At 45.6% G+C, this 15,554-nt stretch carries 6 protein-coding genes; 3 read left to right on the top strand and 3 right to left on the bottom strand.

The window, feature by feature from the left end:
* Positions 1-540 precede the first annotated feature (540 nt).
* From C7Y66_RS09615 to aroA, 3 genes are all read left to right on the top strand, one after another.
* Positions 541-5,196, top strand: coding sequence for a MupA/Atu3671 family FMN-dependent luciferase-like monooxygenase (locus C7Y66_RS09615; RefSeq protein ID WP_106545401.1), 4,656 nt, complete (start codon positions 541-543; stop codon positions 5,194-5,196).
* A 101-nt stretch (positions 5,197-5,297) separates the two neighbouring features.
* Positions 5,298-9,557 (top strand): non-ribosomal peptide synthetase, encoded by a 4,260-nt coding sequence (locus C7Y66_RS09620; RefSeq protein WP_106545402.1) that lies wholly within the window; start codon positions 5,298-5,300, stop codon positions 9,555-9,557.
* A gap of 227 nt (positions 9,558-9,784) precedes the next feature.
* Positions 9,785-11,131 carry a 3-phosphoshikimate 1-carboxyvinyltransferase gene (gene aroA, locus C7Y66_RS09625; RefSeq protein WP_106545403.1) on the top strand — a complete coding sequence of 449 codons (1,347 nt, stop codon included), beginning with the start codon at positions 9,785-9,787 and terminating at the stop codon, positions 11,129-11,131.
* A 50-nt stretch (positions 11,132-11,181) separates the two neighbouring features.
* Here aroA and C7Y66_RS09630 read toward each other — a convergent pair whose 3' ends face one another.
* The 3 genes from C7Y66_RS09630 to C7Y66_RS09640 all read right to left on the bottom strand — a co-directional run bounded on the left by C7Y66_RS09630 (position 11,182) and on the right by C7Y66_RS09640 (position 15,530).
* On the bottom strand, positions 11,182-12,042 hold the full coding sequence (locus C7Y66_RS09630) for a class I SAM-dependent methyltransferase (protein ID WP_015153986.1): 861 nt from the start codon (positions 12,040-12,042) through the stop codon (positions 11,182-11,184).
* A 370-nt stretch (positions 12,043-12,412) separates the two neighbouring features.
* Entirely contained in the window at positions 12,413-13,519 is a 1,107-nt protein-coding gene (locus C7Y66_RS09635) for a HEAT repeat domain-containing protein (RefSeq protein ID WP_106545404.1), read from the bottom strand.
* A gap of 193 nt (positions 13,520-13,712) precedes the next feature.
* On the bottom strand, positions 13,713-15,530 hold the full coding sequence (locus C7Y66_RS09640; RefSeq protein WP_015153988.1) for a hypothetical protein: 1,818 nt from the start codon (positions 15,528-15,530) through the stop codon (positions 13,713-13,715).
* Between the last annotated feature and the right edge of the window lie 24 nt (positions 15,531-15,554).

Genomic DNA, 15,554 nt, shown 5'->3' on the forward strand with positions numbered 1-15,554 from the left:
AGCAAATAATACTCAGCGACTGGTCAAAAATGGTATAAAGAAAAAGCCACTTTATTAAAATTTAACGCAAATTATTCAATCTGTTGTTTTAGCTTCATAAAATATTAGATTTTATAAGTTATTTATTGATTGTGGATTATACTTTAAAGATTCTGGCTTATTAATTGATAGAGAGTCAAGTCATATTAAACCATTCCTGAAATTGGTAGTAATTGATAAAGCTCTCTGTAGAAATACTGATGTTATTAACACTGGTTATTGCCGTTCGTTTTTGATGATTCCTACTAAGTGAATGTTCGATTGGAATTTTCACTGAGTTGTTTTGCGCTTCCAAAGTGTAAAGTGTGGATGAATACTAAAACTATATTCAATCGTATTCTAAACAAAATAGCAGTTTTTAAAAACTGTGGAATTGCTTACCAAGTGTTGTTGGCAATCTTCAGGCAACAGGGTATATGGCTTGGCGGCTCGTATGAGTAATAACTCAGTGAGTACAGTAACTTAGATGATTCAGTCGATCGCGTATATTAGGAAATAATTATGTCTAGTTTCTCTTGTTTTGTTGTAGGTAATGGTGTCCTTGCAGTAAAGTGCTTAGAAATTTTATTAAAAACAGAACATAAAGTCCTTGGAGTTTATTCAGCAGATAACTCGCTAGTTAAGTTTGCAGAGGAACTTGGCATTCCTCATGCTCCTTCTCTACCTACCTTTGAAGATCGGCTACTTAGTACTGAGTACGACTACCTTTTTAGTATTAACAACGTCTGGTGGATCGTACCACCAAACGTCATTACCCAGGCACGAAAGGCAACAATCAACTTTCACGATTCACTTTTACCAAAGTATGCGGGGTTATATGCAACATCTTGGGCGTTGCTTCATGGAGAACGGCAACACGGTATCACCTGGCATGAAGTTATCTCTGACATTGACGCTGGACGCATTCTCAAACAGCAAATAGTACCTATTGAACCCACTGATACAGCATTCGATCTCAATGCTCGCTGCTTGGATGCCGCGATCGCAACCTTTGACGAATTCATAGAGGAACTGGCAACCGATCGGTTAAAGCCATTGCCACAGGATCGATCGCAACAGAGTTATTTTGGTTCTAGCGATCGCCCAGCAGCAGCTTGCGTTTTGGCGTTTGACACGAGCAGTAAAGAGCTTTGTAATTTAGTGCGGGCATTAGATTTTGGTCCAATCCGCAATCCACTAGGCTTACCCAAACTCTGTTTACCAGATGGAGTCGTTGCTGTGGGAGCTGCTGATGCAGTAGTAACCTCCCACGCAAGTGTGGGGCAGGTGTTAGAACTCGATACAGATGGAATTTGCATTGCCACTAGGGATGGTGCAGTACGGCTGAGCCGTCTGACATCGCTTGAGGGAAAACCCCTCACGTTAGAAAACTTGCAGCAATCTTACGGCGTGCGTGTTGGCGTTATTTTGCCCGAACTCAATGCCGAACTGAGAGATGCGATCGGTCAGCGTAATGCGGCGATCGCTCGTCACGAACGGTCGTGGGTCAAGCAACTGGCACAAATGACTCCGTTTCAACATCCCTATTTACAGGTTGGAGCGCTGAATACGTCGTCCGATCGTTTGCGCCGATACCCGATTTTGCTGCCAGCCAAACGGGTAGAACCGCGATCGCTACTAACCATGTTCGCAGCTTATTGCACGCGATTGGCAACAGAGTCAGAGTTTGACTTGGGGCTGCAAACCGCAGCACAGCGCAGTATTGCCCCAGAAATTTTTGCTCAACAAGTGCCGATTCGCGTTCAGTCTGTTGCTGAGGAACCATTTACCGATTTTCAGAAACGCTTTGAAGCAGAATTAGATCGTGCGTCTCGTCTAGGTAGTTACACCTTAGATATCTTTGCCCGCCATTCAGAATTACAGCAGCTTTCCCAAGATGCCCTCCAAGTAACAATTGTTCTTGTGGAGAACCCCAATCGACTGGAATGGGCTGATTTAGGAGCAACAATTGCCCTGGTTGCCTATGAAGATGGCAGCTTGCCGGAATTGATTCACGCTGGAGCGATCGATGAAGTAAATAGTGCGGCGATCGCCCAGCAACTTCGGAGTCTAATCGATGCCTGTGTCGAACATCCCGAACAATTACTGCACCAACTCCCGTTACTCTCCGCTACAGAACTACACCAAATTGTGGTGGAGTGGAACCAAACAGTAAAACCATACTCTAGAGATTGCTGCATCCATCAGTTGTTCGAGCAGCAAGTCACCCTCCATCCCGACGCGATCGCCGTTGCTTTTGAGGAGCAACAGTTAACCTACGGAGAGTTGAATGCCAAAGCCAATCAACTAGCTCGTTATTTACAACAACAAGGCGTAGGTCCCGACGTTTTAGTAGGGTTGCACGTAGAGCGATCGCTCTTAATGATGGTAGCGTTGCTGGGAATTCACAAGGCAGGCGGTGCTTACGTTCCTCTCGATCCAGAATTTCCACGGGATCGGCTCGGCTTCATGTTGCAAGACTCTCAAGCTACGGTTATTGTCACCCAGCAAGAGTTAATCAGCAATTTGGTTGTCGAGCCTGGTGTCAGTGTTATCCCCATCGATACGATGTGGGACGAGATCGAGCAACAGGCGATCGCCAATCCTAATAGTGGAGTCAAGCCGGAAAACCTGAGCTACGTTATCTATACATCTGGTTCTACTGGTAAGCCCAAGGGTGTGATGGTAGAACACCGTAACGCAGTCAATTTCTTTACGGGGATGGATGGAGTTATCGAGCATAACCCTCCTGGAGTCTGGTTAGCGGTCACGAGTTTGTCCTTTGATATTTCCGTGTTAGAGCTATTTTGGACGTTGGCACGGGGGTTTAAGGTCGTCATTTACAATGCCAAGAAAGAGCGTACCGCTGCCAAGCCGTCATCGCTCCAAAATACAAACAAGGCGATCGATTTCAGTCTGTTTTATTTCTCTAGCTACGAAAATGGTGGGGATACTGCCGCTAAATACCGTCTATTGACTGAAGGCGCTAAGTTTGGCGATACGAACGGATTTAAAGCAGTCTGGACTCCAGAACGGCACTTCCATGCCTTCGGGGGGCTATTTCCCAACCCTGCCGTTACCAGTGCAGCGATCGCGGCAACGACGAAACAGATTCAGATTCGGGCGGGTAGCTGTGTTTCTCCACTGCATAGCTCGGTACGAATTGCCGAAGATTGGTCTATTGTGGATAATTTGTCAGGCGGTCGGGTGGGGATTTCCTTCGCCACTGGCTGGCAACCAAATGATTTTGTCCTGCGCCCGGAAACCTTTGAGAATCGTAAGGACATTATGTTCCAGCAGATTGAGGAGGTGCGATCGCTCTGGCGTGGGGAATCTGTAACTTATCCGAATGGAAAAGGTGAAGCCATAGCCGTTCAAACGCTGCCACGCCCGATTCAACCCGAACTTCCAGTCTGGATTACTGCCGCAGGCAATCCAGAAACATTTCGCATGGCAGGTGCTAAAGGTTTTCACCTTCTGACTCACTTATTGGGGCAGAGCCTAGAAGAATTAGCAGAAAAAATTGCCCTTTACCGACAAGCATGGGCAGAAAACGGACATTCCGGTCAGGGGACTGTAACCTTGATGCTCCATACCTTTGTAGGTCAGAGCGATGATGCCGTCCGCGAAATTGTGCGTCAACCGATGCGGCAATATCTCGCCACTTCTCTCGATTTAATCAAGCAAGCTGCATGGGCTTTTCCCACTTTCAAGCAGAAAACCACGAACGACAAAGGACAATTTGCTATATCCCACTTATCCGAGCGAGATATGGATGAGGTGCTGGATTTTTCCTTTGAACGCTACTTTGAAACCAGTGGCTTGTTCGGGACTGTAGAAACTTGTTTGCAGATAGTCGATCGCATCAAAGGCATTGATGTGGATGAAATTGCTTGTTTGATTGACTACGGCATCGACACCGATCTAGTCTTGTCCCAACTGCCACTACTCGATCGCGTGAAGGAACAGTCCAATCTGCCTATGACTGAAGTGGCAACACAGAATAATTCTGTGGCAGGACTGATCGAGCGTCATCAAGTGACACACCTGCAATGCACTCCATCAATGGCAGGTTTGTTGATTGCCGATACCGCTACCCGCGCCGCTATGAAACAGTTGCGTCAGATGATGGTTGGCGGCGAAGCTTTGACCGAAGCCTTGGCGCTCCAACTCCAGCAGATTGTCGCAGGACAAGTTCACAATATGTACGGTCCTACAGAAACTGCCATTTGGTCGGCAACTCATACGCTGACGCAAGTAAATGGAATCGTTCCCGTCGGTCGTCCAATTGCCAATACTGAGCTGTATATTTTAGATCGGAACGGACAACCCGTTCCAATAGGAGTTGCAGGCGAACTGCTGATTGGGGGCGAAGGTGTGACTCGCGGTTATCTGAATCGACCGGAGTTAACTCAAGAGCGGTTTATTCCCAATCCTTTGAGCCAAAATCCGGCAGACCGTCTCTACCGCACAGGAGATTTGGTACGCTACCGCAGAGATGGCAATGTAGAATTCCTCGGTCGTATCGACTTTCAAGTGAAAGTGCGGGGCTATCGCATCGAATTAGGCGAAATTGAGACAATTTTAAGTCGTCACGAGGCAGTTCGAGAAGCAGCGATCGTGGTTCGCGAAGATGTACCGGGTGACAAGCGCCTGGTTGCCTACGTGTTACCACAGCCAGGACAACAGCCTGCTAACTCACAGTTGCGAGAATACTTACTCGCTCGATTGCCCGAATACATGGTTCCCTCCAACTTTGTCGTGCTAGAGGCTTTTCCCCTCACGCCAAACAATAAGGTCGATCGCAAGGCACTGCCTGCGCCGACGACGGTGCAATTAGATAGGGCGATCGAGCAGACAGCACCTCAAAACCAGGTCGAGCAAACCCTAATGGCGATTTGGCAAAACTTACTTCAGGTGTCTGAAATTGGTACAGGAGATAACTTCTTCAGTTTGGGAGGAAACTCCTTGATCGCCGTGTCATTGATGGGGACGATCCGCTCGACGTTTAGCGTTGACTTACCGCTAATTAATTTATTTCAATTTCCGACTGTCGGTGGCATGGCTCGACAGATCGAACAAGCTCAAGCTATGCAAGTCAATCTAGATGACATGGAAGACACGATCGCGTATTTGGCGCAATTGTCTGATGAAGAAGTGATGGCGCTGCTGAAATAACAATGCTGGCGATCGCCCTCTCAAAGAGCGATCGCCAACTAGCCACTTAAAACCCCTGCATAAATTTTTCCAAATCTATTCTGTTGGTGCAAATCAAGCCAATGACTGAAATGATAAGCCAAAAGTTAATTTCCCAAGCGCACGTTGACAAACTCCAATCTCTTTCACCCGAACGAAAAGCTTTGCTAGCTCAGTTAATTCGCGAGAAAAAGGTAGGTGTCAAACAAGAGCGGCAACCGCAGCGAGCAGTATTTAACCTACCAACGATTACTGCTGCCCCTGACGAACGATTTCAGCCCTTTCCATTGACTGGATTGCAACAAGCTTATTGGGTTGGGCGCAGTGGTGAAGTAGAAATGGGACAGGTTGCCAGCCACAGCTATGTAGAATTGGAAGGCAACTTCGATCTGGAACGCTTGACTCAAGCTTGGCAACGACTAATAGATCGTCATGACATGATGCGGGCGATCGTTCTGCCGGATGGAACTCAACAGGTCTTGGAAAATGTGCCTTCCTATCAGTTTCGGATGCTCGATTTGCGGGGACGGGATGCGGAAACAGTCAACGCTCAGCTAAAAGACGTGCGCGATCGGATGTCGCATCAAATTCTTCCCAGTCATAAGTATCCCTTATTTGATATTCAAGCAACTTTACTAGACGATGGACGGACTCGGATTCACGTTAGTTTGGATGCTTTGATCTTTGATGGCTGGAGTATTGCAATTACTTATAAAGAATGGGCGGCGCTTTACCACAATCCTGAAACTCAACTAGAGTCTTTAGAAATTAGCTTCCGCGATTATGTCTGGGCAGAGCGATCGCTGTCGAATTCCGACGAGTATCGGCGATCGCAAGATTACTGGCGCAAACGAATTGACTCTTTACCTTTGGGACCAGATCTGCCCCTTGCCAAACAGCCGTCTGCTCTCACAAGTGGTAGGTTTGTGCGTCGAGAAGGGGTAGTAGAAGCTTCTATTTGGCAGCGAGTTAAGGCGCGGGCGACTCAATTAGGCATCACCGCACCAGGAATTTTGGCAGCAGCCTATGCCGAAGTTCTGACGTTATGGAATAAAGAACGACATTTCTGTATCAATGTGCCAAGTTTCAATCGCCTGCCCCTCCACTCGCAGGTGAATCGCTTGATTGGAGAATCTGCCTCATTTACCGTGCTGGAAGTTGACAATACGGGAGATGCTTCCTTTGCCGAGCGATCGCAACGCCTACAGGCGCAACTTTGGAGCGACATAGACCATCGTTTCTTTAACGGGGTCGAAGTCCTGCGGGAACTTGCCGTTGCTCAAAATCGACTCTCTGGTTCGCTGATGCCAGTTGTATTTACTGCAATTCCAGCAGATGAAACCGGACAAAGTACCTATGCTACAGTGCAAGCAGAGGCTCTGGGTGAGGTGGTATTTGCAATTAACCAAACTTCTCAAGTGTGGTTAGACAACCACGTTTTTGAGCATAATGGTGCGCTTTATTGCCACTGGGATACCGTGGAAGAACTTTTTCCTGAAGGACTATCCCAAAATCTCTTAGATGCTTTTATCCAATTGCTCCATCTGCTAGGTACTGATGAAAATCTCTGGCAGCAGAGTTGGTCGGAAGTCATGCGGCGGGTGATGGTGGCAACAGGTCAGCAGTTGGTAGCTGCCGGGGACGAGCAGCCAATGCCGGAAATCTTGCTTCACGATCTGATTGCGGCTCAAGTGCCTCAGCGTCTAGACCAAGCGGCGGTCGTTACTACTCAGAAAACTCTAACTTACCAAGAATTGTATTCCTTGGTAAACCGTTGGGGGCGGCATTTGCGGAATTTAGGAGCGCAACCAAACCAACCGATCGCAATTGTGATGGAAAAGGGTTGGGAGCAAGTGGTAGCTGCTCTGGGCATATTACACGCTGGTGCTGCTTACCTTCCGATTGATGCCACAGTCGGGAAAGAACGGCTTGACTACCTGCTGGAGAATGGTAAAGCTGAAATCGTCCTGACTCAATCTTGGTTAGACGATCGCCTGGAATGGAGCGATCGCGTGCAGCGCCTCTGCGTCGATCGCGAAAACTTGGAAAATATTGACGATCGCCCCTTAGAACCGATTCAAACACCAGACGATTTAGCGTTTGTACTTTATACGTCGGGTTCTACTGGCTTGCCAAAAGGAGTGATGATTCGCCATCGTGGGTTAGTGAATGCGGTTGTCAGCACTCAAAAGCAATTTGAGATTAATTCTGGCGATCGCATTTTAGGATTGACAGCTTTACATCACGATATGTCAATTTTTGACATATTTGGCGTGTTGGGTGCGGGAGGAACCTTAATTATCCCCGATGCCAGCGGACGACGCGACCCGTCCCATTGGTCGGATCTGTGCATGAAGCATCAGATTACGCTCTGGAACTCGGTTCCGGCAATGATGGATATGTTCTTAGAGTATGCAGGCGATGCGCGTGGCGCAAGCTTCGCTTCACGCGCGGATGTCATTCCATCGACATTGCGGCTGGCATTTCTAGGTGGAGATTGGATTCCGTTAACGATTCCCAAACGTCTTGAGGCGCTGGTAGAAGGAGCGAAAGTAGTCAGCGTCGGCGGTCCTACAGAAACAACGCTGTGGAATATTTGGTATCCGATTGAGGAGTTTGACCCGAACTGGAAAAGCATTCCCTACGGACGACCAATTTCCAATACTCGCTACTACATTCTCAACGATGCTTTGGTGGAATGTCCCGCTTGGGTGTCGGGGGAGATGTGCGTTGCTGGCGTGGGAGTTGCCAAAGGTTACTGGCACGATCCAGAGAAAACCAACGCCAAATTTATTTTGCATCCCCGTACTGGCGAACGAATTTATCGAACTGGAGATATGGGACGCTTCCGCCCCGATGGGACGATCGAGTTCATGGGACGGGTCGATTTTCAAGTTAAAATCAACGGTCAGCGGATCGAGCTAGGGGAAATCGAGTCAACTTTACAACAACACGCAGGTGTTAATTCGGCGATCGCGACGACTTACGACCAGAAAGGCAAAAAGCTTTTGGTAGCATACGTCATTCTGGCGAAAGAGTCAGAGCTAAATACTGACGAACTGCGCTTGTTTTTACGCGGTAAGTTACCAGAACATATGGTTCCTGCTGCTTTCGTAATGCTAGAACAGTTTCCTTTGACTCGTAATGGCAAAGTCGATCGCAAAGCGCTACCCGCACCTTTTGCAGCAGATGCTACCCCTGCTAAAAGTACAACTCAAAAGCAGTCTTCAGGGATTCAGGCAAAAGTCAGTCGAATTGTGTGTAAAGTATTGCAGTTAGAAAATGTCGATTTGGACGCGAATTTATTGAGTGTAGGGGCGAATTCGCTCGATATGGTGAGAATTGGCAACCAACTAGAAAAGGAATTTAAGAATCGTCCCCGGATTGATGAATTGTTCCGCTTGCAGTCAATTCAAGCATTAGTTGATTATTACGAGCGGCAAGAAAGTAAATCGGTTTCTAGCAATACAGATGACAGTCTGTTAGGAAATAAGCTGCTGTCTTCCTACAGGATTATTCTCGATCCTGTGGAGCGGGAGAAATTTAAGAAATCGCGCCCAGGAGTCCGGCGAGATCTGAAAGAGACACCTGCAATTCAATTAGAAAGACCTGTTGTTGATGAGGAGTTACAGAAAAAATATCGCGATCGCAGCAGTTATCGTAAGTTCTTGTTAAAATCAATTCCATTTGAGAATTTCAGCCTATTTTTAAGCTGTTTATCTCAAATTATCCTAGACGGTCAATCTAAGTTTCTCTATGCCTCCCCTGGCGGTTTGAATCCAACTCAAGTTTACTTGCATGTCAAACCCGGACGCATTGAAAATGTGCCAGCTGGTGTTTACTACTATCATCCAGAGGAACATCAACTCGTTGTTTTGACATCTAATGTCGATATTGACAGAGGAGTCCATATTCCATTCATTAATACACCAATGTTTGATGAATGTGCCTTCTCCATCTTCTTCATTGCCGATTTAGATGCGATTGGACCTGGCTATGGCGAGCGAGGAATTCACTTCGTTACCTTGGAATCGGGAATTATGGCACATCAGCTAGAGGTTTCGGCTCCAAGTTACGGAATTGGGATGTGTCAAGTTGGTAGTATTGCTTTTGAACGGATTCGTCCCTGGTTTAAGCTCAAGGACACCCATATCCTGATTCACTCCACGCTAGGAGGTTATATTGACTCTAGCCGCTCTAGCCGACCCGATCTGAGCAATACTTCGGGACAAACACCGGAGAAAATGGCAGTTGAATTGTTGGAACGAATCGAGTCTCTTTCTCCCAGTGACGTTAAGGGATTGCTGGAGGCTTATCAACAGCTAGAAGGGAGCAGGGAATAAGGGATTGAGACTTTTCGGTTAAGACTAGATCCCCCCTAACTCCCCTTAAAAAGGGGGGAACAAAGCCCCTTTTTCAAGGGGTTGGGGGATCTCCAAGATCTTTTCGTCGTTAAACGAGATGTATCGAGTGGGGAATGACTTTTCTTTCTATAAATTGCGACTAGGCGATCGCAGAGTCGGCAAACAAGATAAACTAACAAGCGCACTCAATCTGTTAATTTATCCCCATGTTGGCTTCTCCGTTCGCAGTTGAAACTATCGATCGCCAGCAAAATCTGATTGTCACTAGACCCCAGACAGGGTTTTGCTTGCGCGGTCGCATTCGGATTCCTGGCGATAAATCAATTTCCCATCGGGCGTTGATGTTGGGGGCGCTGGCGACGGGAGAAACCCAAATTCAAGGGCTGCTGTTGGGGGAAGACCCCAGGAGTACGGCTAGCTGTTTTCGGGCAATGGGGGCGGAAATTTCAGAACTCAATACAGATTTGGTGCGGGTGAAAGGGATTGGTTTGGGTCAGTTGCAGGAACCAGCAGACGTATTGGATGCAGGAAATTCTGGGACGACGATCCGGTTGATGTTGGGAATTTTAGCTTCTCATCCAGAAAGATTTTTTACAGTGACGGGAGATAGTTCGTTGCGATCGCGTCCCATGTCTCGCGTCGTCAAACCTTTGCAACAAATGGAAGCGCAAATTTGGGGACGTAAGGGTAATTCTCTCGCACCTTTGGCAATTCAAGGGCAAAACCTCAAACCGATCCACTATCAATCTCCCATCGCTTCGGCACAGGTGAAATCGTGTATTCTGCTAGCTGGGTTGATGACTGAGGGAAAAACAACGGTAACAGAACCAGCTTTATCCCGCGACCACAGCGAACGGATGTTGCAAGCTTTTGGGGCGCAATTGAGCGTCGATCCCCAAACCCATAGTGTCACGGTAACCGGACCAGCGCAACTGCAAGGACAGCAGGTAGTCGTTCCTGGTGATATTAGTTCGGCTGCTTTTTGGTTGGTGGCTGGGGCGATCGTCCCAGATTCAGAATTGGTCATTGAAAATGTTGGCGTTAACCCTACGCGCACTGGGATTTTAGCAGCTTTGGAAATGATGGGGGCAGATATTCAACTGGAAAATCAGCGAGTTGTTGCTGGGGAACCAGTCGCCGATCTGCGGGTGCGTTCTGGCGGTTTAAAAGCGTGTACGATCGCAGGTGACTTAATTCCGCGTCTAATTGACGAAATTCCGATTTTAGCAGTAGCAGCAGTGTTTGCTAGCGGTACGACGATAATTCGGGATGCAGCAGAATTAAGGGTTAAAGAAAGCGATCGCCTTGCAGCTATGGCAACCGAGTTAAATCGTATGGGTGCGAAAGTCACGGAATTACCCGATGGTTTAGAAATTACTGGTGGGACGGCTTTAAGGGGTACGGAGGTAGATAGTTACACCGATCATCGCATTGCTATGAGTTTGGCGATCGCGGCTTTGAATGCCAGCGGTACGACAACTATAAGTCGAGCCGAAGCCGCAGCAATTTCTTATCCAGATTTCATCCCAACTCTGCAACAAGTTTGCCAGTAGCACGAACTACTTTTGCTGTAGGTGGGCAACGCCCACCTGACTATTTTGGTTTATTTCCTACCAACTAAGACTGCTGTTTGATAATTGTAAGCTTCTGTCGTTACCGAATGTATTTTGTAGAGCTTGCTCAGTTTTTTACAGAAATAATCGATGTCGTAAAAAACTTGCGAACCCGTATCGCGACCGATTGTCAGAACAGCCATATCATTTTTAGTTTGATTGTACAAATCTGAAGCTCGGAGTTTTTTAGACAGGAAAATGTTCTGGAAATCAGTATGCAGTAGTTTGATAGTTTGATTGTCGTGAATTGTCAAGTAAAGTCTTCCTTTTGGAGAAAGAATTCGCCGAAGTTCTAACAACCAAGCTTCAGTCAAATCGTCAACGTGGGTAAATAGCGAACCAGCATAAATCAAATCGAAATATCGATCTTCAAATGGTAAGTGAGGAATTGTCGTTGTGACTGCAAAATTGAAGAGTGGCTCTAAGTGTTCTTTGCACCAATAAATCATGTCAGCATCAATGTCTACTCCCCAGATCTCGCATGACTGCGCGTATTTTTGCAAATGACGAGTCATTCTACATGCACCGCAACCAAAATCTAAAACGCGATCGCCTGCGGTTAGTGTAAGTCCTGAAGATTTGGCTAATTCCAACATCTTCTGCGTGTCTTCTGCTCCAGACGACAAGTATTCTTCCCTTGTCTTGCCATATCCTAACCAAAATTCTTGTGGAGGTACTGCTAATTCTACGTTATCGGCTTGCCGATCTGTAAGAGATGATTTGGGGATGACGTAAGAAGATACTCCCTTTTTATATGGCTTATATTTGTACAGCGTTGTGAAAAATCCAGCAAATTTGTGTTCTAGAGATCGGAGCCAAAATCTAAGTGAGGTTGGGAGTTTTTTGAGCATTTTGTCTATTGTTGGGCGTGACTAATACTACTGGAAAGCTTCTATTTCTACACATATTTTTTAACATTCGCTATCCATAGCCGTGCATATTAACATTAATTTGTGTCAAAAACAATTGCTAAAAGCAAAATTTTCTTTATTCAATTTTGATGTGTAACTGAAACCGTTGATTTTCAAGTTATAGAGCCTTTTTCTATTATTTGACAAATAACTATTTAGTAATTTTTGGCTTTAGCACTTAATAATGCTTCGAGCAAAAAACTATGTATAAAAAACAATACCTGAATCCACAAATTGTCTATCAATAAATAGTTTAAGAGCGATAAATTTGTATGCGAGCGTAGATTGAATAATATTTAATTTACTTATTTTATAGAAATGCTTGCAACTGATTTCGCTCTTGTGGTAAACCAAACGATCTGAGAAGATGCGCCATATTACTATTGAACTGCCAAACGCGATCGTACGAGGCGATCGCTTCTATGACAGATTTTTGTACAGATGTATTCTTGTATTCGATCGTGTCTGCTAATTTGTGTCCGTTAAAAGCTAGATATAGTAGCGTTCGTACTACACTTAAAGCACTATAACCATCTACAGTTTTCAGAGCATTTATTAAGGCTGGAATGACAACATTTCCTGTTGCTCCTAGATAGCATAAGCAAGCGCAAGCATCGCTAATAACATCGCTATTAGCCCAAGGTAATCGAGCATACGCTTCTTTCACAGATATCGGATGTTCGATAATTTCGATCGGTATTGCTATGGCTTTCAGTGGAGTTTTATCTTTTGCTAGCCTTACAAGTGTCATTGCAGCCGCTAAGCGCACGAGATCGCTTTCCTCAGAACTCAGAAATTGCATAAATAGTTCTATGTTTGCTAATTGCGGCGGCTCCAAAAAACCCAGGCTTAATATTAAACTGGCTCTGACTTGAGAGCTTCGTTCTTGCGCTAAACAGTGCTTTAGATAAGGAATAAATTCCGACGCTTGCCGTTGGCAATAAGCGAGGATGTAAGGTGCAGCAATTCTAATTTTTGAATCATTGTGTTTTAACAAACTCAGATAAACATTTATCCCACTACGAACAGCACGATTAACACGTCTTATCCAGATCGTTTCGTGTTGTATTTGCACTTGAAACTCAGGCTTATCTAATTCATCGTTATAAAACAATAAATTTTGATGTTCTTCTAAATAAGAATGACTACGTGCTAGGTGTGCCAAATAAATTAAAATTTTATCTCTATCTTGTACTGCTTCAGTTTGACTCAGTTCTAGTAAAAATGGTATTGCGTATACTGTAGCTTCAAAAACAGTACCTTGATGATAAATATTACTGTACAATTTAGACAAAGCATCTTGACGAGACGGGGCATCAGCGGAGGCTAAACTTCTGAGCAGCTCGGGTACATCATCAGCCATACCGTAAGCGTGTTCGAGTTCGTGCCAATTAATTACTTCTAAGCCTTCTAGCACAATTTATTCTCCAGCAGAGTAATGGCGCAATATTTACCTCACTGCCATCAAGATTTTATCTAGCCATTTTTGACTACTTCCATCTTTACCACAACCTCAGTTGTAACCGTTTGTCGTTTTTTCAGAAATTAATTTGTTACCGGTAATTCAGACAATTTTGCGAATATGGTTGATAGAATTTGGGAATTGTCCCTTATTGACAGTGGAAAAGTTTGGCTCGGTAGCCATTGACTTTAGCTCGGCGTTGTGAATCTGGGACACAAATTTGATTATTTCCTTCCTCTAAGTCGTGTCTGGCGCTAGTAAAGTTGACAACCCATAAATCTAGGGGTTTTGGTAGTTCAGCAATTGTTTTGTAAAGAGTTTCTACTGAGCGATTCGAGCTACGGTCGTGCTGAGCTAAAAGAAACAAAGGAGAATTTACTTGAGAACCATACAGATGTTTAAACTGCCAACCCAGTGTCATGAGTTCTCTCACCTGTGCGCGAGTATAGTGAGCTGTAGCGATTAAAATTGGATTTTGCGATCCTTGTTGCATAATTGGTACGAGGCGATCGGGTCTTTCAATCTTTTGATAACCAAAGTTAAAAACGACAGTTAAAGCACCGAGCAAACCGAGTAGCCAAATTAGCACGACTGCAACTTTACCTCTTGTTTGCAGAAACTTGAGTCGTAACTGCTGACGAGGAGTCCAGTTTAACTCTGTATGTTGAACTAATCGATTGCTATCCCAACAAATTGCTAATGCCGCGCTGACGATCGCAATCAAGGCTGGAAAGTAAACAAAGTGATAGCGCGAGGCAATACTCAAATCTGCACCCAAGGCGTAGGTAACAATCGAAAATAGCGCGATCGCTACCAAAACAAATCCACCTACAACTTGAGTTCCACTGCGAGATCGCGATCGCCATAACTGAATTTTCCAACCGCTAATGAGTATGGGCAACGTCCAAAATAGAAAAGCGACGATAATTACACCGCAAACCAGGGCAATTGGTTGACTCACGCCCTCAACGGGTAGCAGCCACAGCATTGAAATCATCCATGCTAAAAACCTCGCCGTGCTTTCTAAAATACTGCCGAAAGGATTACCACGATAAATCCAATCTGTCATTTGGTTATCTGGAATACTTTGCAAGAAAGGCAACCAGATTAAACCCCCTGCTGTGGTTCCAGCTGCAACGGCAATGAGTCGGGAGGTGGTAGGGGCGAGTTTAGCAAGCATATTCACGCTTATGTCAATAAATCTTCGACCGAAACCCGCCCGTACAGTGGATTCGGGGAATTGTGAATTGTGAATTTTGAATTGTTTCCACACCACAGCAAGCAAAACTATTGCCTCGGCACAGAGGGTGAGGGTGAAAAAGTAATGAACGGCGATTCCTAAAGTGTTAGTTCCCACCCAAGTGAAAACTAACCAAATTGGGATTGGTTTTCGGTTCTCTAGACAGCGTGTAGCAACAACTAAGCAAGCTAGAGACGCAATAATAACTAAAATTGCTAAGGTATAGTGGCGCGGTTCTTGGGCTTGGTAGATGCCATAGGGTGAGACTGCCATCATTGCGGCGGCGATTTGTCCTACCAGGCGGGAACGAAAAGCTAGCCAGCACAGACCAAAAATAGCAGGAATTGCAGCCACTCCCAGAATGGCACTGAAGGCTCTTGCTGCCCATAATGAGACTAGTCCCTCATCTGGGGGAAATAGCTGTAACCATAGGTGATTGAGGAGGAAATAGACAGGAGGATGGGTACTCTCTGTCATTAAATTGTGAAAAACATCACCAAAACTGGCAGATGGACGAGGCTGTAGTGGTTGTAGTAGGGTGTCTAGGGCGATCGCTCGATCTAAAGGGACAGTGCGAAAACTATTACCTAAACTAAATACTAAGGTGGCAAATTCATCCGACCAAGGTGGCTTCGCATCCAAATTAATAAATCTAATAATCGTGCCGATCGCAATCCAGCCGAAAAGTGTTAGCCATTGAAGCCAACTTCTCTGGGTAAAATTCACCAACCCTCACACCCCTTACACCAA

Source organism: Chroococcidiopsis sp. CCALA 051 (assembly GCF_003015105.1).
GTDB classification, from domain to species: Bacteria; Cyanobacteriota; Cyanobacteriia; order Cyanobacteriales; family Chroococcidiopsidaceae; genus Chroococcidiopsis; species Chroococcidiopsis thermalis.